The organism is Amycolatopsis sp. NPDC004772 (assembly GCF_053601215.1).
Genome location: NZ_JBSGBK010000004.1, coordinates 98,296 through 116,558 on the forward strand (window position 1 = coordinate 98,296; position 18,263 = coordinate 116,558).

Consider the following 18,263-nt stretch of genomic DNA (forward strand, 5'->3'; position numbering starts at 1 on the left):
GGTGACCACCCCAGCCACCCGGGCCGAGGCGCTGCACCTGACCGGCGAACGGACCGTCCCCGGCATCGCCGAGGAGAACTACTGGTTCAGGCGCCACGAAGCCGCGTACGCCGCCCTGCTCCCCCACTGCGCGGACGCGACGGTGCTCGAAGCCGGCTGCGGTGAGGGCTACGGCGCGAGCCTCCTCGCGGCCACGGCCCGCCGGGTGCTCGCGCTGGACTACGACGTCCCGACCACCGAACACGTCGCCCGCCGCTACCCCGAGGTCGCCGTCGCGCGGGCGAACCTGGCCTTCCTCCCGGTCCGGGACGGCGCGGTCGACGTCGTGGCGAACTTCCAGGTCATCGAGCACCTGTGGGACCAGGCAGGCTTCCTCGCAGAGTGTCGGCGGGTGTTACCGGAAAACGGCAAACTGCTGGTCACGACGCCGAACCGGCTGACCTTCACCCCAGACAGCGACACGCCGCTGAACCCGTTCCACACCCGCGAGCTCGCGCCGGCCGAGCTCGCCGGGCTGCTCACCGACGCCGGCTTCGACGTCGAGACCCTGCACGGGCTGCACCACGGCGAGGCCGTGCGCGCGCTCGACGAGCGGTACGGCGGCTCGATCATCGACGCCCAGCTCGACGTGGTCATGGGCAAGCTGCCGGGGCAGGCCGAGTGGCCGGACGCGCTGCTCGCCGACGTCGCCGCGATCGAGGCCACCGGGTTCGACATCCACGGCGACGACCTGGACGCGAGCCTGGACCTGATCGCCGTGGCGGTGCGCCGATGAGCGAGGGCACCTTTTGCCTCGTCGTGCACAGCCACCTGCCGTGGCTACCGCACCACGGGAACTGGCCGGTCGGTGAGGAGTGGCTCTATCAGGCGTGGGCGCATTCCTACCTGCCGATGGTCGAACTCCTGGAGCGCTTCGCCGACGAAGGCCGCCGCGACGTGCTCACGCTGGGCGTGACGCCAGTGCTCGCCGCGCAGCTCGACGACCCGTACAGCATCCGCGCGTTCCACGACTGGCTCGGCCACTGGCAGCTGCGCGCCCAGCACGCGGCGACGCTGTGGCGCGGCGACCCGCTGTTGCGCGAGCTCGCCGCGGCCGAGCACCGGACCGCCGTCCGCGCGGCCGAAGAGCTCGGGACGCGGTGGCGGCACGGCTTCTCCCCGGTCCTGCGGTCCCTGGTCGACAATTCGACCATCGAGCTGCTCGGCGGGCCCCTCGCGCATCCGTTCCAGCCGCTGCTGGACCCGCGGGTGCGGGCGTTCGCCCTGAATGCCGGCCTCGCCGACACGGCTCTGCGGCTGGGCACGCGGCCCGAGGGAATCTGGGCGCCGGAGTGCGGCTACGCGCCTGGTATGGAAAACGACTACGCCGCCGCCGGCGTGCGGCGGTTCCTGGTCGACGGCCCGTCGCTGCGCGGCGACACTTGGGCCGCGCGGCCGGTCGGCGGCTCCGACGTGCTCGCGTTCGGCCGGGACCTCGAGGTCACCTACCGCGTCTGGTCGCCGAAAGCCGGCTACCCCGGCCACGCCGCCTACCGCGACTTCCACACCTGGCAGCACGAGGTCGGCCTCAAGGCGGCGCGGGTCACCGGCAAGACGGTCGAGCCGCAGGACAAGGCGCCGTACGATCCGGCGCTCGCCGCGGACGTGCTGGGGACGCACGTCAAGGACTTCGTCGAGACGGTGGTGACGCGGCTGCGGTCGCTGAAGCGGCAACACGGGCGTGAGGCGCTCGTGGTCGCCGCGTACGACACGGAGCTGTTCGGGCACTGGTGGCACGAAGGACCGGCGTGGCTGGAGGGCGTGCTGCGCGCGCTCCCCGAGGCCGGGGTGCGGGTGACGACGTTGAAGGGCGCGATGGAAGCCGGCCACGTCGGCGAGCCGATCGACCTGCCCGCCTCGTCGTGGGGATCCGGCAAGGACTGGCGCGTGTGGGACGGCGAGCAGGTCAAGGACATGGTCGCCGCCAACAGCGCGTTGCAGGAGCGGCTGCTCGACCTCGTTGCCGGTTTGGCGACCACGGCCCGCGACAACGTCGCCGACCAGGCCGTCGCCGAGGCGATGCTGGCGCTGGAAAGCGACTGGGCGTTCATGGTCACCAAGGACTCGGCCGCGGACTACGCCCGTCGTCGCGCGGCGGTCCACACCGAGCGCTTCGACGCGCTGGCCGGGCTGCTGCGCCGCGGCGATCGCGCGCGGGCCGAGGAACTCGCCGCGGCCTACCGCGCCGACGACGGACCGTTCGGGCACCTCGACGCCCGGGCACTGAAGCACGACTGAAAGGGACCTTCATGGGGATCCACGAAATTCCGCTCAAGACCCTCGACGGGCGGGACAGCTCGCTGGGCGAGTTCGCCGGCAAGGCGCTGCTCGTGGTCAACGTCGCGTCGAAGTGCGGCCTGACCCCGCAGTACTCCGGTCTCGAGCGGCTGCAGGAACGCTTCGGTGAGCAGGGCTTTTCGGTCGTCGGGTTCCCCTGCAACCAGTTCGCCGGGCAGGAGCCGGGCAGCGCGGACGAGATCCAGACGTTCTGCTCGACGACCTACGGCGTCACGTTCCCGCTGTTCGAGAAGATCGACGTCAACGGCGAGGGCCGGCACCCTCTCTACGCCGAACTGACCGAGACCGCGGACGCCGAGGGCACCGCGGGCGACGTCCAGTGGAACTTCGAGAAGTTCCTCGTCGGCGCCGACGGCGAGGTCCTGGCGCGGTTCCGGCCGCGCACCGAGCCCGAGGACGAGACGGTCGTCAAGGCCATCGAGGCCGCGCTGCCGGCGTGAAACCACGGCGGGGGACGCCGTTCCCCCGCCGTCGCCGAAATTCACCGGATCGACGGAAAACAGCGGCCGTCGTGTGCGACGGCCACCACCATCACCACAGGCACCTCCACCTCCTGGGCCTCCACCTCCGGTTGTCCCTCTAGGTCCCGGCCGTGCCGGGGCGGCCGCCGCCCCGGCACCGTCACGCAATTGCCGAAATCAGGACGAACCCGTTTCGATCACCGCACGCACGCACTTCGCGACCACCACCGGATCCACCTTGACCACGCGACGGTCGTAGGTCAGCAGCCCGTTGACCTCGTTTTCGACATCCGTCGTCTGGGTGTAGACGGCACCGGACAAACCGCGCTCGGCCACCACCCGCTCGAGGGCGGCACTCACCTCGGCGTAGCGCTCGGTGAGCCGCTCCCGGGTAGGCGTCATTTCGTACGCGTTCGGCGGGCCGGGCCAGCGGTGGTCGTCCAAAATCAAACCAAGACCGCCGTACTCGCCGTCGACGATCGCGCGGCCGTCGCGCACCGACGGCGTACCCGGGCCCACGTACGTGTGGTCGTCGTAGACGTCGCCCGCGCCGCTATCCGGCCGCGAGAAGCAGCAGTTGACGCCGCTGTTCGCGATCACCAACCGCGTCGGGTCGAGGGTTTTGACCATTTCCGCGACACGCTCGGTGTCGAACTCGCCCCAGCCCTCGTTGAACGGGACCCAGGCCACGATCGACGGGACCGCGCGCAGCTGGGTCACCATTTCGGCGAGCTCCGCCTTGAACCGCTCGCGCGCCCGCGGGACCGGGTCCGGCGCGATCCCGGGCGGGCCGTCGAACGACACGGTCAGCGAGGGCATGTCCTGCCAGACGACCAAGCCCAGCGTGTCGGCCCAGAAGTACCAGCGGGCCGGCTCGACCTTGACGTGCTTGCGGACGAAGTTGAAGCCCAGTTCCTTCGTCCTCTCGAGGTCGAACCGCAGGGCGTCGTCGGTGGGAGCGGTCGAGATGCCGTCCGGCCAGTAGCCCTGGTCGAGCGGCCCGTGCAGGAAGGTGACCCGGCCGTTGAGCGCGATCCGCGGGCGGCCTTGCGCGTCCGGGACCAGGCCGATCGTCCGCAGGCCGGCGTAGCTGCCGACCTCGTCCGAAATCGAACCACGCTCGTCGAGCAGCCGGACGCGCAGCGAATAGAGGTGCGGGTCGTCGGGGGTCCAGAGGCGTGGGGAAGGAACGTCCACGCGCACCGGCGTCCCGGCCGCGCCCGAGGCCCGCGCGACCTCGACGTCGTTTGCCGAAATGACGACAACGACCTCGGCGCCGCCGGTGACCTGCGGGAACACTGTCACGCCGGTCAGGTCGGGGGTCAGGTCCAGCCGCTCGATCCGGACCTCGGGGACCGGCTCCAGCCACACCGTTTGCCAGATTCCGGACGACGGCGTGTAGCAGATCCCGCCGGGCGCGTTGCGCTGCTTCCCGACCGGGAAGGGCTCGATGTCGGTGCGGTCCTCGGCTCGGACGGTCAGCTCCTGCGGCCCCGAAGCACGCAGGACATCGGTGACGTCCGCGCTGAACGCCGTGTAGCCGCCCTCGTGGGTCGCGACGAGCTGGTTGTTGACCCAGACCTTCGCCGTCTGGTCGACCGCGCCGAAGTGCAGGAGGACGCGCGAGCCGCGCCAGTCGGCGGGGACTTCGAACAGGCGCCGGTACCAGAGGACTTCGTCGCGTCGTCGAATTCCGGACAACGCCGATTCCGGCGGGAAGGGGACCAGGATGCGCTCGGCGTAACCGGACGGCCGTGGTTCGTCCGGCGACGACGGCCAACCCGCGTACTCCCAGACCCCGTTGAGGTTGAGCCAGCGAGGCCGCGTCAGCTGCGGTCGCGGGTACTCGGGCAGGGCGTTGTCCGGAGCGACGTCGCCGCTCCACGGGGTCGGCAGGGGCGGGTCGAGCCGGCGCCAGCCGGGGCCCTCGGGAGGTGTCATCCCGGTCGATGGTGGCAGAGATCCACACCCGGATCAGTGATCGGGATCACATGTGAACACTTCGCGAGCACGGGCGCGCCGACGCCTTCTGACTCGCGAGTAACCTCTGCCCATGCGAGTGCTGATGCTGTCCTGGGAGTACCCGCCCGTGGCCATCGGGGGCCTGGCCCGGCACGTCCACGCGCTCGCCACCCACCTCGCCCGCCAGGGCCACGACGTCGTGGTGCTCTGCCGGCACGCGGCGGGCACCGACGCCGGGACGCACCCGCGCACCGACCGCGTCGTCGAGGGCGTGCGGATCATCCGGGTCGCCGAGGACCCGATGCACGTGACCTTCGAACGGGACCTCGTCGCCTGGACGCTGGCCATGGGGCACGCCATGATCCGCGCGGCGCAGGACCTGCTGCGCACCTGGCAGCCCGATGTCGTCCACGCGCACGACTGGCTCGTCGCCCATCCGGCCATCGCGATCGCCGAGGCCGCGCGCGTGCCGCTGGTCGGCACGATCCACGCGACCGAGGCCGGGCGGCACTCCGGCTGGCTGTCGCACCCGCTGAACCAGCAAGTTCACTCGGTCGAGTGGTGGCTGGCGAACCGGGCCGACGCGCTGATCACCTGCTCGCAGGCGATGCGCCGCGAGGTCGCGCACCTCTTCGAGGTCGAAGCGGACGACGTCACGGTGATTCACAACGGCATCGAGGAGCGCGGCTGGCAGGTGCCCGCGGACGAGATCGCGCGCGCCCGCGAGGTCTACAGCCCGGCCGGTGCGCCGCTGTTGCTCTATTTCGGACGACTCGAGTGGGAGAAGGGTGTGCAGGACCTGCTGGCCGCTCTCCCCCGCATCCGGCGCCGCCACCCGGGCACCCGCGTGGTCGTTGCCGGAAAAGGACGACACTTCGACGAGCTGGTCGAACAGTCGCGGAAGCTGCGGGTGCGGCGCGCGGTCGACTTCGTCGGGCACCTCTCCGACCGCGACCTCCGCGCGGCCCTCGCCGCGGCCGACGCCGTGGTGCTGCCCAGCCGGTACGAGCCGTTCGGGATCGTCGCCCTGGAGGCCGCGGCCGCGAAGGCGCCTCTGGTGGCGTCGACGGCCGGCGGGCTCGGCGAGGTCGTCGTGCACGGCGAGACCGGGCTGGCGTTCAGTCCCGGCGATGTCGCGGAATTGGCCAACGCGGTGACGACGGTGCTTTCCGACGCCGAGGCCGCAGCCGAACGGGCGCGGGCCGCGCAGTCCCGGTTGGCCGCCGACTTCGACTGGGGCCGGATCGCCGAGGCGACCGCCGAGGTTTACCGGCGGACGAAGCCGGGGGAACCGGTCGAGCTGCCCCGGCCCAAGATCGCCACCGGCAACGCCTTCGAGCCGGTCCCGGCCGAGATCCCGGAGGTCTAGGTCCTCACCGGGTTCCGGTCAGGAGCCGGACCCGGACGCGTTCCCGCAGCGGGCCGTGCGGGGCGACCACCGCCCGGATGCGCTCGGTGAACTCCGGCCTCGCGTCGAGGCCGGGCAGCTGGTCGGGGCTCATTGCCGAAAAAACGCCACCGGCGATTTCCTCGACGCTCAGCGGCGCGGAGTACTCGACGACCGTCGAGCTCACGGCGTAGCCGGCAGCCGCGAGGGCGTGCGCGTACCGCTCCTGGCTCGCGTCGTCCGTGCCGCAGGTCCGGTGCAGCGGGGTGCCGAGGTAGGCGGAGAGGGCGTCCCGGAGCGCGGCCGACCACGCCGTGTCCTGCAGCCACAGCGGCTCGCCGTTGGTCACCACCGCGACCCCGCCGCCGGGCCGCAGGAGCGGACGGACCGCCGCGAACAGCCGCTCGTGGTCCATCCAGTGCAACGCCTGCGCTACCGTCACCGCGGCCAGGTGCCCCGGCCCGAGGGCGGCCGACAGCGCGGCGACGTCGGAGTCCGCGCCGAGCAGCCAGGCGACGTTCGGCTCCGCCGTCGCCCTCCGGGCCTCGGCCAGCATCGCCGGCTCCGGGTCCATGCCCAGCACCGCCCCGACGCGGGGCGCCAGGGCCCGGGTGAGCTGGCCGGTGCCGCAGCCGAGGTCGAGGACGAGGTCGTCGCGGGTCAGCGCGAACGCCGTCGCCAGCCGGTCCGCGACCTCGGGCGGGTAGCCGCGGCGGAACCGCTGGTAGAACTCGCTCACTTCGCCGCCGAACGCCGATGTCGTCACTTTTCCGACCATGCCCGCCGACCTGGCCGGCCGCGGCCGGTTCCGCTCAGGGCGGATCTAGAAGACCGGCAGCAGGACACCGTGCTCCGACTCCGGTCGCGGGCCGAAGATGCGGCGGTCGGCTTCGGCGATCGGGACGTCGTTGATGCTCGCTTCGCGGCGGCGCATCAGGCCTTCGTCGCTGAACTCCCAGAGCTCGTTGCCGTAGCTGCGGAACCACTGCCCCTCGGCGGTCCGGGACTCGTACTGGAACCGGACGCCGATGCGGTTCCCGCGGAAGCCCCACAGCTCCTTACGCAGGGCGTAGTCCAGTTCGCGCGCCCATTTCGCGGTCAGGAACTCGACGATCCGGGCCCGCCCGACGACGTATTGGTCGCGATTGCGCCAGACCGAATCCTCGGTATACGCGAGCGAGACGCGCTCCGGGTCGCGGGTGTTCCACGCGTCTTCGGCGGCCTGGACCTTCTGGCGGGCGGTGTCCTCGTCGAACGGCGGGAACGGCGGGCGCGGGCTCATGGGGGCTCCTTCCGGACGCAGAGAACGTGCGTTCTCCGCTGCTCCCGCTAGACTAGAGAACGATCATTCTCAGCGCCAGGGGCAGGTGACATGGATTCCACGGAGGCGACCGACCGGCTACTGGAGGCCGCCGAGGACCTCTTCTACGCCCACGGCGTTCAGGCAGTCGGGATCGACGCGGTCCGCGAACGCTCCGGCGTCTCGCTCAAGCGGCTCTACCAGTGCTTCCCGGCGAAGAACGACCTGGTCGAGGCCTACTTGCTGCGCCGCGACGAACGCTGGCGCGGCTCGTTGCGCAATTTCGTCCACGCCCGCGGCGACGACCCCTTAGCCGTGTTCGCCTGGCTGAAGAACTGGTTCGCCGAGCCGGGCTTCCGCGGCTGCGCGTTCATCAATTCCTTCGGCGAATTCGGCGAGCCCACCCCCGGGATCGCCGCCGCGATCCGCCAGCACAAGGATGAGGTCCGGGCCTACCTGCACAGTCTGGTGCCGGACCGGAGCGTCGCGGACCAGCTGTTCGCACTCATGGAGGGCGCGACCGTGCTCGCCGCGATCACCGGGGACCCGCGCGAGGCGGACACGGCGGGCGAGGCCGCGAAAGTCCTGCTGAAGGCACACCTGTCAGTGACGACTCCTGCTGCGAATCGCCCGCGGCTTTCGTGACGCCGGCGGGTCTTCGTGCTGCGACGGACGTGAACCGGTCCGGTGACGGGGAGCCGCCGTCACCGGACCGGTCCGGACCCACACCATCCCAACAGTGTGGAATCCGGCCTCCCCTCGTCAGGTAGGGGAGGCCGGGGCCCCTGCTACCGGGCGTCCGTGAGGTACCGCGCGTAGGCACCCGTGGTGAGGAAGCTCGGCAGCTTCTCCCCCAGCGCGGTTTCAGTGAAGATCTCGCGGGCGTCGTCGAGGCGGTTGCCCGCGCCGAGGTCGGCCCGCACCGAGGCGAGTTCGTCGTCCAGGAATTCGACCGCCAGCTCGCGGGTCAGCGCCGTGCCGTCCTCGAGCTTCGTGCCGTTGCGGATCCACTGCCACACCTGGCAGCGCGCGATCTCCGCGGTGGCCGCGTCCTCCATGAGGTTGTGGATCGCCGCCGCGCCGGTGCCGCGCAGCCACGCGTCGACGTACCGCAGCGCGACGTTGATGTTCGCGCGCACGCCCGCCTCGGTGACTTCGCCGCCGGCGCTGGCCACGTCCAGCAGGTCCTCGGCGGTGACGTGGACGTCTTCGCGCAGCTTGCCGAGCTGGTTGGGCCAGCCGCCGAGCACACTGTCGAAGACCTCGCGGCAGACCGGGACCAGGCCGGGGTGCGCGACCCACGAGCCGTCGAAACCGTCGCCGGCCTCGCGTTCCTTGTCCGCACGGACCTTCTCGACGGCGATCTCGTTGACCGACGGGTCCTTGCTCGGGATGAACGCCGCCATGCCGCCGATGGCGTGGGCGCGGCGCTTGTGGCAGGTGCTCACCAGCAGCTCGGTGTAGGCCCGCATGAACGGCACGGTCATCGTGACCTGCGCGCGGTCCGGCAGCACGAAGTCGGCGCCGTGCGCGGCGAAGTTCTTGATGAGGCTGAAGATGTAGTCCCAGCGACCGGCGTTGAGGCCCGCCGCGTGCTCGCGCAGCTCGTAGAGGATCTCGTCCATCTCGAACGCGGCGGTGATCGTCTCGATCAGCACGGTCGCGCGGATCGTGCCGCGCGGGATGCCCAGTTCGCGCTGGGCCAGCAGGAAGACATCGTTCCACAGCCGCGCTTCGAGGTGGTTCTCCAGCTTCGGCAGGTAGAAGTACGGGCCGACGCCGCGGGCGAGCAACTGGCGCGCGTTGTGGAAGAAGTACAGGCCGAAGTCGACCAGGCTGGCCGACACGGGACGGCCGTCGATGCGGATGTGCTTCTCCACCAGGTGCCAGCCGCGGGGCCGCGCGACGATCGTCGCCGGGTCGTCGCCGATGGTGTAGCGCTTGCCGGCTTCGGTGGTGAAGTCGATGTTGCGGCGGATGGCGTCGAACAGGTTGAGCTGGCCGTCGATGACGTTGTGCCACGTCGGCGACGTCGCGTCCTCGAAGTCCGCCAGCCAGACCTTGGCGCCGGAGTTCAGCGCGTTGACCGTCATCTTGCGGTCGGTCGGGCCGGTGATCTCGACGCGGCGGTCCTCCAGACCGGGCGCGGTCGGGGCGACGTGCCACGACTCGTCGTCGCGGATCCGGCGGGTCTCGGGCAGGAAGCCGAGCGGCTTCTCGCCGGACTGCAGTTCCTCGCGCCGCACGCGGCGGGCGTCGAGCAGCTCGCGCCGGCGACCGGCGAACGTGTTGTCCAGCTTGGCCAGGAAGTCGAGTGCCGCCGGGGTCAGGATTTCCGCGAACCGGCCCTCGACCGGGCCGGTGACCTCGATGCGGTAGTTCAGCCGATCAACCATGGGGTGCCTCCGCGAGCTGTGGGCAGGGAAGGAAAGAAGGGGGAAGGTCGCGGCCTGACGACGGTGGGGGTTGCCGTCGTCAGGCCGCGGCCGGGATCAGTGGAACTGGGCTTCTTCGGTGGAACCCTTGAGCGCGGTGGTCGAGCTCTCCGGGTTCAGCGCGGTGGCGACCTGGTCGAAGTAGCCGGTGCCGACCTCGCGCTGGTGCTTGGTCGCGGTGTAGCCGCGGCTCTCCGAAGCGAACTCGCGCTCCTGCAGGTCGACGTAGGCGGTCATGCCCTCGCGGGCGTAGCCGTGCGCCAGGTCGAACATCGAGTAGTTCAGCGCGTGGAAGCCGGCCAGCGTGATGAACTGGAACTTGTAGCCCATGTGGCCGAGCTCGCGCTGGAACTTCGCGATCGTCGCGTCGTCCAGGTGCTTCTTCCAGTTGAACGACGGCGAGCAGTTGTAGGCCAGCATCTGGTCCGGGAACTTCGCCTTGATGGCCTCGGCGTACTTGCGCGCCACCTCGAGGTCCGGCTCCGAGGTCTCCATCCACAGCAGGTCGGCGTACTGGGCGTAGGCCAGACCGCGCTCGATGCACGGCTCGATGCCGTTGCGGACCTCGTAGAAGCCCTCGGCGGTGCGGCCGCCGGTGAGGAACTGCTGGTCGCGCTCGTCGACGTCGCTGGTCAGCAGGGTCGCGGCCTGGGCGTCGGTGCGGGCGACGATCAGCGACGGCACGTTGAGCACGTCCGCGGCGAGACGGGCGGCGTTCAGCGTGCGCTCGTGCTGCTTGGTCGGGATGAGGACCTTGCCGCCGAGGTGACCGCACTTCTTCTCGGACGCGAGCTGGTCCTCCCAGTGCACGCCCGCGGCGCCGGCCGCGATCATGCCCTTCATCAGCTCGAACGCGTTGAGCGGGCCACCGAAGCCGGCCTCGGCGTCGGCGACGATCGGGGCGTACCAGTCGATGTCGGTGTTGCCCTCGGCCCAGCTGATCTGGTCGGCGCGGCCCAGCGCGTTGTTGATCCGGCGCACCACGGCCGGCACCGAGTTGGCCGGGTACAAGCTCTGGTCGGGGTAGGTCTGGCTCGCCAGGTTGGCGTCGGCCGCGACCTGCCAGCCGGACAGGTAGATGGCCTGCAGACCCGCGCGGACCTGCTGGACGGCCTGGTTGCCGGTGAGCGCGCCCAGTGCGTGGATGTAGTCCTCGGTGTGCAGCAGGTCCCACAGCTTCTCCGCGCCGCGGCGGGCCAGGGTGTGCTCCTCGACGACGCTGCCGCGCAGCTTGACGACGTCCTCAGCCGAGTAGGAGCGCTGCACGCCCGCCCAGCGGGGGTCGTTCGCCCACTGCGCGGCCAGCTCCGCGGCCGCCTGCTTGGCCTGTTCCGTCATCGGACTCTCCCGGTGTTGCGAAGTTTGCGATTGCTCGCCTTGCTTGGCCTGACCCTGACACGCCAGCGAAAACTCGGTCCAGTCGTCCAATTTGCCAATTTGTGCGAAGGGTACGTACGCTCTTTGCAAAGGTTGCGAATCGGCCGGTTCGCAAGTGATCGAAAATCCGCGTTCTTGACCGTTCACGTAACCGTTCAGGGCCGGAAACCTTCCGGAAAGGAGGCCTCGGATGGAGAAGACTTTCGCCGGCGCCCGGTTGCGGCACCTCCGCGAAAGCCGCTCGATGAGCCAGGCCGACCTCGCCCGTGTGCTGGAGATCTCACCGAGCTACCTCAACCAGATCGAGCACAACTCGCGTCCCCTGACCGTGCCGGTACTGCTGCGGATCACGCAGGCGTTCGGCGTCGACACCGAGTTCTTCGCCAACAACGACACGTCCCGGCTGGTCGCCGACGTCAAAGAAGCCCTGCTCGACGAGGTCCTCGGCATCGACGTCACGACCAGCGAGCTCAACGACCTGGCCACGAACCTCCCGGCGATCGCCCAGGCGCTGGTCAAGCTGCACCGCAGCTACCGCAACGCCGTCGAGAGCACCGCCGCGCTGACCACGGAAAACGGCCTGGGCCTGCACGGCAGCGCGGCCGCGCCGCTGCCGCACGAGGAGGTCCGCGACTTCTTCTACGAGCGCGAGAACTATGTCGCGGAATTGGACGAACGCGCCGAGAAGATGGCCGCGGACATCCCGCTGCTGCGCGGGCAGGTGCTGGGCGCGCTGAAGGAGCGGCTTTCCCAGCGCTACGGCGTCGAGGTGACCAGCGAGGGCATCGACGAAGCCGCCGGCCAGCAGCACCGCTACGAGCCGGTGACGCGGGTGCTGCGGCTGGCGCCGAGCCTGCGGGTCGGGCAGCAGGCGTTCCGGATGGCTTCGCAGATCGCCCTGCTCGAGTACGACGACCTCATCACCGAGCTGGCCGATTCGTGGGCGTTCTCCGGCCCGGCGGCCCGCTCGCTCGCCCGCGTCGGCCTGGCGAACTATTTCGCCGGGGCGCTGATCCTGCCCTACGGGCCGTTCCTGGCCGCCGCCGAACGGTTCCGCTACGACATCGAGCGGCTCTGCGACCACTACGGCGTCGGCTTCGAGACGGTCTGCCACCGGCTGTCCACGCTGCAACGGCCCAAGCAGCGCGGGGTGCCGTTCTCGTTCGTGCGGGTGGACCGGGCCGGGAACATGTCGAAGCGGCAGTCGGCGGCCGGGTTCCACTTCTCCCGGGTCGGCGGGGCGTGCCCGCTGTGGAACATCTACGAGGCCTTCACCCAGCCGGGCAAGATCCTCACCCAGATCGCCACCCTGCCCGACGGCAAAAGCTACTTCTGGATCGCGCGCACGGTGTCGCGCAACATCGGCGGCTACGGCAGTCCGGGCAAGACGTTCACGGTCGGGCTGGGCTGCGAACTGCGCCACGCCGGGCGGCTGATCTATTCGACCGGCCTCGACCTGGACGAACCCGCCGCCGCGACGCCGATCGGGATGGGGTGCAAAGTCTGCGAACGCCCGGCGTGCTCGCAGCGCGCGTTCCCGACGATCGGCAAGCAGCTCACCGTGGACGAGAACACCAGCACCTTCGTCCCGTACCCGGCGGTGCCCAAGGGCTGAGCACCCGGTAACGAGCCACCGGGCGCCGGCGACGTCACCGGCAGGGGGTCGCCATGGCCGAACGGGTCCGGACGGGCTGCAACAACTGCAAGCGCTGCACCAACTCGGCCGTCGCCGAATTCGGGCGCCGGCAGGGCAAGCTCTGGGCGAACGTCGCGACGGCGGGCGGGGTCGCGGTCGTGCAGGCCTTCACCCCGAACTGCCGGGCGTGCGGGCACAAGCTGAGCCTCCACGACCGCGGCGGCGAGAGCCGCGGCAACGCCTACCCCGCGCCGGTGACCGCCCAGCCTGCCGCGCGTCAGGGACCGCCGCCCGGCTGGTACGCCCACCCGGGCGCCAGCGGCGTCCTGCGCTGGTGGGACGGGACCCGCTGGACCGAGCACACGCAGGCGCCGCCGCGCTGATCACCCGATCACGTGCGTGGTCCACTTCGCCTCGTCCGGGCCGAGCACGGTGATCCGGCTCAGGAGTTCCTTCGCGGTGATGCCGCTAATCTTCGGCTGGTCGAACGAAACGCAGGCCTTCAGCCCGTTCTTCGTCACGCACTGCGGTTCGCCGAGGCCGTCGATGGGGCCGCCGGGCGGCGAGACGTTGATCGTGACCAGCGCGCCGTCCGACGTGTACTGCAGCACCAGCCGCCACGGGACGCCGTCCTGGTCGGCGCGGCGCCGCAGGTAACCGTCGCCGAGGTGGAACGTGCCCGGCAGGCCGGTGATGTGCAGCGGCAGGGGCACCGCCCGGGTGCCGAACCTGACGTCACCGGCGACCCGCGTCAGCACCTGCTGCAGGTCCGGGACCGCGAGGTAGTACGCGTTCAGGCGGGCCCACCGGCCGTCCGGGGCCTGCCACTGCAGGTAGGCGTTCCCGTGGTTCAGCGGATCGGCCGGGTCGGTGGTGAGCCAATAGCCGTCGCGGTCGCCGATCCGGACCGAGATCCGGGTCGGCTGCCCGCCCAGGTTGTGCGGGAGGGGTGGGTCCTGGTCGTAGATCGACAACCAGATCATCGGCGCCAGCTCGCCCTGGCCGACGGCCAGCACGGTGTCGCCGTGCGCGCCCACGGCGTACTCGACGCCCTTGATCTGCTCGGGCACCCAGCCGAAGCTCGCCTTCGCCACCATCGGGTTGTCGGTGGGCACCGGCGTGAGGGACGTGGGCGAGGGCGCGGTGGCCACCGGCGTGGTCGCCGACGTGGTCGCCGGCGGCGGGACCGGCCGGAACAGCGACACCGCCGTCACTCCGCCGGCCGTCACGACCGCGGCACAGCCGAGGACCAGCGCGGTGGTCCGCAGACGGCGACGGCGTCCGCCGACCCGGCGCGCGCGGTCGAGGTCGATCCGGGGCGGTGGGGCAGGCGTGTCGGCCAGTTCCTTCAGCTTGGTGGCCAGCTCGTGGTCGGTCATGCTCGTCCCTCCCGGATCGGTTCGCCCAGCAGCTCGCGCAGCGCGTTCACGGCCTTCGCGGTCTGGCTCTTGACGGTGCCTTCGGAACAGCCCAGCGCCCGCGCGGTCTCCGCGACCGGGAGGTCGCAGAAGTAGCGCAGGACGACGGTCGCCCGCTGGCGGGCCGGCAGCCGTTCCAGGGCTGCCCGCAGGTCGAGGGCCAATTCGACGTCGCCACCGGGCGCGGGCGGGTCCTGGTCGTTTTCGCGCAAATCCACTCGCCGCCACCACGACGTGCGCTGTTCGGCCAGGAACGTGTTGACCAGCGTGCGGCGCACGTAGCCGTCGACGTTGTCGGCGCGGGAGGCCCGCGGCCAGTTCGCGTAGAGCCGGGTGACCGCCGACTGGACCAGGTCGTCGGCCCGGTGCCAGTCGCCGCAGAGCAAGTACGCGACTTTGCGCAGCCATCCCGCCCGCGCGGTCACGTACTCGGTGAATCCGGCGTCCATCGGCGACCCCCATCTCGTTCGACACCCCTCTGATGCGCCCGGAGGCCCGGCCGGTTGCCCGGGACGCTCGAGTCGTAGATTCACCGGGGTGCACGACATCGACACGGTGACCGCGGCGACCATCGAAAAGGCCGCCGAGCGGCTGGCCGGGGTGGTGACCCGGACGCCGCTGGAGCCGAGCGCCCGGCTGTCGTCCCGGGTGGACGCGCAGGTCTGGGTGAAGCGCGAGGACCTGCAGACCGTCCGGTCGTACAAGATCCGCGGCGCGTACAACTTCATCGTCCAGCTCGACGAGGACGTCCGCGCGAGAGGCGTCGTCTGCGCCAGCGCCGGCAACCACGCCCAGGGCGTCGCGTACGCGTGCCGCCGGCTCGGCGCCACCGGCCGTGTGTACGTCCCCGGGACCACGCCGCGGCAGAAGCGCGAGCGCATCGCGACGCTCGGCGGCGCGCACATCGAGGTCATCGTTGTCGGAGAAACGTACGAAGACGCCTTCGCCGCGGCCAACGAGGACGCCCAGCGCACCGGCGCGACCCTGGTGCCCGCGTTCGACGACGTGCGCACGGTCGCCGGTCAGGGCACGGTCGCGCTCGAGGTCGTGGAGCAGCTCGGCTTCGTGCCCGACGTCGTGGTCGTGCCGGTCGGCGGCGGCGGGCTGCTCGCCGGGGTCGGCAGCTGGCTGCGCGAGCGGCATCCCGACGTCCGGATCGTCGGCGTCGAGCCCGCGGGCGCGGCCTGCATGGCCGCGGCCCTCGAAGCCGGGCAGCCGGTGCGGCTGCCGGAGCTCGACTCGTTCGTCGACGGCGCCGCCGTCCGCGAGGCCGGCGCGGTCACCTACCCCCTGATCCGCGAAAGCGGCGCCGAGCTGACCGCGGTCGCCGAGGGCGCGGTGTGCACCGAGATGCTCGCGATGTACCAGTCGGACGGGATCATCGCCGAACCCGCGGGCGCGCTCGCCGCGGCGTCGCTCGGCACGGTCGTCGAGGTCGAGCCCGGCCAGACCGTCGTCTGCCTGGTCTCCGGCGGCAACAACGACGTCAGCCGGTACAGCGAGATCCTCGAGCGCTCGCTGATGCACGAGGGGCTGAAGCACTACTTCCTCGTCGGGTTCCCGCAGGAGCCGGGCGCGCTGCGGCGGTTCCTCGAGCAGGTCCTCGGACCCGAAGACGACATCACGCGCTTCGAATACGTGAAGCGGACCAACCGTGAGATGGGTCCGGCGCTGGTCGGCATCGAAATCGCCCGGGCGGCCGACCTGCCCGGGCTGCTGGCCCGGATGGACGCGAGCCCGTTGCAAGTGGAGCGGATCGAGCCGGGCAGCCCCCTGTTCCACTTCCTGCTCTGAGGACGTGGTCCACTAGGCGGATGGTGAAGGTCGACGGTGTCCGCAGTGTCGAGGCGTTGCGCGAAAAAGTCCACGAGGGTGCGGAGCCCGAGTACCTGCTGTTCTACGGGCACACGCCCTCGAAGTCCGGGCGGGTCACGGCGAGCTGCCTGAGCCAGTGGTGGGCCGACCCGTTCGAGGCCGACGGCGTCGTCTACCCGACCGCCGAGCACTACATGATGGCGGGCAAGGCGCTGTTGTTCGGCGATGTCGAGAAGGCCGAGCTGATCCGGTCGACGCCCGACCCGAAGACGGCGAAGGTGCTCGGCCGCGAGGTCGCCGGGTTCGACGCCGCCACCTGGGAGCGGCACCGGTTCGACATCGTCGTCGACGGCAACCTGGCCAAATTCCGGCAACACCGCGACCTGCGCCGGTTCCTGCTGGGAACCGGGGACGCGGTGCTCGTCGAGGCGTCCAAGAAGGACCTCGTCTGGGGCACCGGCCTCGCGCGCGAGGAGAAGAACGCGACCAAGCCGGACTACTGGCGCGGGCTGAACCTGCTCGGCTTCGCGCTGATGGAGGTCCGCGACCAGCTGCGGGCCCGCGTCTGACTCACGGCGCCGGGATCGGCGCCCCCGGGCACGACGCCGAGATCGTCTTGCCCGTGTCGAAGAAAGTGACCACGGCGTCGGCGCAGGGCAGCGACGACAGCGAGCCGTGGACGTCGTCCTCGATGGTCATGAGCGCGCCGCCGATCCGCTGCTGCATCGCGAGCGCCCAGCCGATCGGGGTGATGGGCTCGGAGACGTGGCCGGCGAGCTGCAGCGGGCTTGTCCCTTTCTCGAACATCCACGGCCGGGCGGCCAGGGGCCAGCCGATGCAGAGCTGTTCGTAGAAGCCGTAGCCGCCGGCGACCGGGAGGCGTTTCATCCGGTCGAGGCGGTGCTGCCAGACGGTCTCGAAGTCGCGGGGGCTCGGTGACTCGTTGCAGAGCAGCGCCGTCTGCTGGAAGTGGTTGAACGCGTACGGCTCGCCGTCCCAGCCCAGGCCGCCTGTTGTCGTTTTTTCGACGACGGGCCGGGCGCCGTCGCGGATGGCGGCGAGCTGCTTCGCCGAGCGGGCCCAGTCACGGCGGGGGCCGGCGAGCAGGTCGTTGACGGTCGCGCCGTGCCGGTCCCGCAGGCCGAGCAGCGCTTTCGCGACGGCCGGCTCCGTGGTCCCGAATCGGTAAATGGCGTCGTACCTGGCGATCCACGCCGCGAAGTCGTGGAAGGTGTTCTCGCCCGCGGTCGCCTGGCCGTCGTCCATCGCGGTGACATCCAGGTCCGGCGGCATGACGGAGTCGAGCAGCATCCGGTCGACGTGGTCGTCGAAGAGCGACCGGTACTGCGCGCCGAGCGCGGTCCCCCACGAGACGCCGTAGTAGCCGATCTTGTCCTCGCCGAGCGCGACGCGGATGCGGTCCAGGTCGCGGGCGATCGTCGGCGTGGTCAGATTCCGGACGAAGGCCGGGTGGGCGTCGACGCACTGGCGGTTGACGGCGGCGGCGCGTTCGGCGGCTTCGCGGGCCTTCTCCTTGTCGACGGCGCCCGGGGCCGGCTCGGGGACCTCGACCGGGCACGGCAGGTCGGCGCTGTAGCCGACGCCGCGCGGGTCGAACCCGACGAGGTCGTGGTGGACGCCGAGGCCGCCGGCGCGACTGTCGGCGATGCTGCGGGGCATGGTGAGACCGGACTGGCCGGGACCGCCGGGGTTGAGGAGCACCGCGCCGGTCCGCGTCCCGGTCGCCCGGATGCGGCTGACGGCGATGTCGATTTTCTGACCACCGGGGTCGGCGTAGTCCACCGGGACCGGGACCAGCGTGCATTCGGTGCGGTGGTCGTCGGGGTCCCAGCCGTTCGCGACCTCGGCGCAGAGCCGCCAGGAGAGCGGGCTCGCGGTGGCGACCGCGGGGACGGCGGGCAGCAGCGCCGCGACGGCGAGCAGCGGGACGGCGAACCGGGTGATCGACATGGCCCCAGGCTTCCGGGGTCCGGGGTGGTGGAGATCGGCCGATCAGCCGAGGATCGCCGCCGAACGGCCGGGAAACACGCGTGGCCGATTTTCGACCACCCGGAAAACCGCAGGTCAGACACCTGAAAGGCGCGGCCGCCCTCGACGCACTGGCGCGGCCCCGG

17 protein-coding genes are annotated in these 18,263 nt (G+C 71.1%); 9 read left to right on the forward strand and 8 right to left on the reverse strand.

What is annotated here, in order from left to right; all coding sequences use genetic code 11:
• The first annotated feature begins 1 nt into the window (after position 1).
• From ACWEF6_RS04095 to ACWEF6_RS04105, 3 genes are read left to right on the forward strand one after another with little or no spacing between them, the layout of a single operon-like run.
• Positions 2-775 carry a methyltransferase domain-containing protein gene (locus ACWEF6_RS04095; RefSeq protein ID WP_449681557.1) on the forward strand — a complete coding sequence of 258 codons (774 nt, stop codon included), beginning with the start codon at positions 2-4 and terminating at the stop codon, positions 773-775.
• Positions 772-2,277, forward strand: a complete 1,506-nt coding sequence (locus ACWEF6_RS04100) for a 1,4-alpha-glucan branching protein domain-containing protein (RefSeq protein WP_449681558.1) — start codon at positions 772-774, stop codon at positions 2,275-2,277. Before ACWEF6_RS04095 ends, ACWEF6_RS04100 begins: the two co-directional genes overlap by 4 nt.
• Positions 2,278-2,288: 11 nt before the next feature.
• Positions 2,289-2,777, forward strand: coding sequence for a glutathione peroxidase (locus tag ACWEF6_RS04105; RefSeq protein ID WP_449681559.1), 489 nt, complete (start codon positions 2,289-2,291; stop codon positions 2,775-2,777).
• Positions 2,778-2,975: 198 nt separating this feature from the next.
• Here ACWEF6_RS04105 and ACWEF6_RS04110 read toward each other — a convergent pair whose 3' ends face one another.
• The gene (locus ACWEF6_RS04110) at positions 2,976-4,739 is read right to left on the reverse strand and encodes a glycoside hydrolase family 2 protein (protein ID WP_449681560.1); all 1,764 of its coding nucleotides are present in this window, start codon (positions 4,737-4,739) and stop codon (positions 2,976-2,978) included.
• Between the two features lie 112 nt (positions 4,740-4,851).
• On the opposite strand from ACWEF6_RS04110, the gene ACWEF6_RS04115 reads away from it, so the two are divergent.
• A complete protein-coding gene (locus ACWEF6_RS04115) occupies positions 4,852-6,129 on the forward strand; it encodes a glycosyltransferase family 4 protein (RefSeq protein ID WP_449681561.1) in 1,278 nt (425 codons plus the stop codon).
• Positions 6,130-6,133: 4 nt separating this feature from the next.
• On the opposite strand, the gene ACWEF6_RS04120 is transcribed toward ACWEF6_RS04115, so the two are convergent.
• Positions 6,134-6,925, reverse strand: coding sequence for a class I SAM-dependent methyltransferase (locus ACWEF6_RS04120; protein WP_449681562.1), 792 nt, complete (start codon positions 6,923-6,925; stop codon positions 6,134-6,136).
• 45 nt (positions 6,926-6,970) lie between these two features.
• Positions 6,971-7,429: a nuclear transport factor 2 family protein gene (locus tag ACWEF6_RS04125; RefSeq protein ID WP_449681563.1), complete on the reverse strand. Its 459-nt coding sequence runs from the start codon at positions 7,427-7,429 to the stop codon at positions 6,971-6,973.
• A gap of 90 nt (positions 7,430-7,519) precedes the next feature.
• Here ACWEF6_RS04125 and ACWEF6_RS04130 point away from each other — a divergent pair, with 90 nt between their 5' ends.
• On the forward strand, positions 7,520-8,092 hold the full coding sequence (locus ACWEF6_RS04130) for a TetR/AcrR family transcriptional regulator (protein WP_449681564.1): 573 nt from the start codon (positions 7,520-7,522) through the stop codon (positions 8,090-8,092).
• Positions 8,093-8,235: 143 nt separating this feature from the next.
• Here ACWEF6_RS04130 and aceB read toward each other — a convergent pair whose 3' ends face one another.
• Together aceB and aceA are read right to left on the reverse strand one after the other, a co-directional pair.
• The gene (aceB, locus tag ACWEF6_RS04135) at positions 8,236-9,843 is read right to left on the reverse strand and encodes a malate synthase A (protein WP_449681565.1); all 1,608 of its coding nucleotides are present in this window, start codon (positions 9,841-9,843) and stop codon (positions 8,236-8,238) included.
• A 96-nt stretch (positions 9,844-9,939) separates the two neighbouring features.
• Positions 9,940-11,220, reverse strand: coding sequence for an isocitrate lyase (gene aceA, locus ACWEF6_RS04140; protein ID WP_310974720.1), 1,281 nt, complete (start codon positions 11,218-11,220; stop codon positions 9,940-9,942).
• A gap of 229 nt (positions 11,221-11,449) precedes the next feature.
• Here aceA and ACWEF6_RS04145 point away from each other — a divergent pair, with 229 nt between their 5' ends.
• Together ACWEF6_RS04145 and ACWEF6_RS04150 are read left to right on the forward strand one after the other, a co-directional pair.
• Positions 11,450-12,874: a short-chain fatty acyl-CoA regulator family protein gene (locus tag ACWEF6_RS04145; protein ID WP_310974721.1), complete on the forward strand. Its 1,425-nt coding sequence runs from the start codon at positions 11,450-11,452 to the stop codon at positions 12,872-12,874.
• A gap of 53 nt (positions 12,875-12,927) precedes the next feature.
• On the forward strand, positions 12,928-13,278 hold the full coding sequence (locus tag ACWEF6_RS04150) for a DUF2510 domain-containing protein (RefSeq protein ID WP_449681566.1): 351 nt from the start codon (positions 12,928-12,930) through the stop codon (positions 13,276-13,278).
• Here the strand turns inward: ACWEF6_RS04150 and ACWEF6_RS04155 are convergent, their stop codons facing one another.
• Together ACWEF6_RS04155 and ACWEF6_RS04160 are read right to left on the reverse strand one after the other, a co-directional pair.
• Positions 13,279-14,274 carry a hypothetical protein gene (locus ACWEF6_RS04155; protein ID WP_449681567.1) on the reverse strand — a complete coding sequence of 332 codons (996 nt, stop codon included), beginning with the start codon at positions 14,272-14,274 and terminating at the stop codon, positions 13,279-13,281.
• Positions 14,271-14,762, reverse strand: a complete 492-nt coding sequence (locus tag ACWEF6_RS04160) for a SigE family RNA polymerase sigma factor (RefSeq protein ID WP_449681568.1) — start codon at positions 14,760-14,762, stop codon at positions 14,271-14,273. Before ACWEF6_RS04160 ends, ACWEF6_RS04155 begins: the two co-directional genes overlap by 4 nt.
• A gap of 88 nt (positions 14,763-14,850) precedes the next feature.
• Here ACWEF6_RS04160 and ilvA point away from each other — a divergent pair, with 88 nt between their 5' ends.
• Complete coding sequence (gene ilvA / locus ACWEF6_RS04165) at positions 14,851-16,107, forward strand: threonine ammonia-lyase IlvA (RefSeq protein WP_449681569.1); 1,257 nt, start codon at positions 14,851-14,853, stop codon at positions 16,105-16,107.
• Between the two features lie 20 nt (positions 16,108-16,127).
• Positions 16,128-16,697 (forward strand): NADAR family protein, encoded by a 570-nt coding sequence (locus ACWEF6_RS04170; protein WP_449681570.1) that lies wholly within the window; start codon positions 16,128-16,130, stop codon positions 16,695-16,697.
• A gap of 1 nt (position 16,698) precedes the next feature.
• Here the strand turns inward: ACWEF6_RS04170 and ACWEF6_RS04175 are convergent, their stop codons facing one another.
• A complete protein-coding gene (locus ACWEF6_RS04175; RefSeq protein WP_449681571.1) occupies positions 16,699-18,099 on the reverse strand; it encodes an alpha/beta fold hydrolase in 1,401 nt (466 codons plus the stop codon).
• Positions 18,100-18,263: the final 164 nt, after the last annotated feature.

Coding starts and splice junctions, on each gene's coding strand:
- ACWEF6_RS04160 (WP_449681568.1), bottom strand. CDS start 14,762: ATGGACGCCGGATTCACCGAGTACGTGACCGCGCGGGCGGGATGGCTG.
- ACWEF6_RS04125 (WP_449681563.1), bottom strand. CDS start 7,429: ATGAGCCCGCGCCCGCCGTTCCCGCCGTTCGACGAGGACACCGCCCGC.
- ACWEF6_RS04150 (WP_449681566.1), top strand. CDS start 12,928: ATGGCCGAACGGGTCCGGACGGGCTGCAACAACTGCAAGCGCTGCACC.
- ACWEF6_RS04175 (WP_449681571.1), bottom strand. CDS start 18,099: ATGTCGATCACCCGGTTCGCCGTCCCGCTGCTCGCCGTCGCGGCGCTG.
- ACWEF6_RS04155 (WP_449681567.1), bottom strand. CDS start 14,274: ATGACCGACCACGAGCTGGCCACCAAGCTGAAGGAACTGGCCGACACG.
- ACWEF6_RS04170 (WP_449681570.1), top strand. CDS start 16,128: ATGGTGAAGGTCGACGGTGTCCGCAGTGTCGAGGCGTTGCGCGAAAAA.
- ACWEF6_RS04110 (WP_449681560.1), bottom strand. CDS start 4,739: ATGACACCTCCCGAGGGCCCCGGCTGGCGCCGGCTCGACCCGCCCCTG.
- aceA (WP_310974720.1), bottom strand. CDS start 11,220: ATGACGGAACAGGCCAAGCAGGCGGCCGCGGAGCTGGCCGCGCAGTGG.
- ACWEF6_RS04120 (WP_449681562.1), bottom strand. CDS start 6,925: ATGGTCGGAAAAGTGACGACATCGGCGTTCGGCGGCGAAGTGAGCGAG.
- ACWEF6_RS04105 (WP_449681559.1), top strand. CDS start 2,289: ATGGGGATCCACGAAATTCCGCTCAAGACCCTCGACGGGCGGGACAGC.
- ACWEF6_RS04130 (WP_449681564.1), top strand. CDS start 7,520: ATGGATTCCACGGAGGCGACCGACCGGCTACTGGAGGCCGCCGAGGAC.
- aceB (WP_449681565.1), bottom strand. CDS start 9,843: ATGGTTGATCGGCTGAACTACCGCATCGAGGTCACCGGCCCGGTCGAG.
- ACWEF6_RS04115 (WP_449681561.1), top strand. CDS start 4,852: ATGCGAGTGCTGATGCTGTCCTGGGAGTACCCGCCCGTGGCCATCGGG.
- ACWEF6_RS04145 (WP_310974721.1), top strand. CDS start 11,450: ATGGAGAAGACTTTCGCCGGCGCCCGGTTGCGGCACCTCCGCGAAAGC.
- ACWEF6_RS04100 (WP_449681558.1), top strand. CDS start 772: ATGAGCGAGGGCACCTTTTGCCTCGTCGTGCACAGCCACCTGCCGTGG.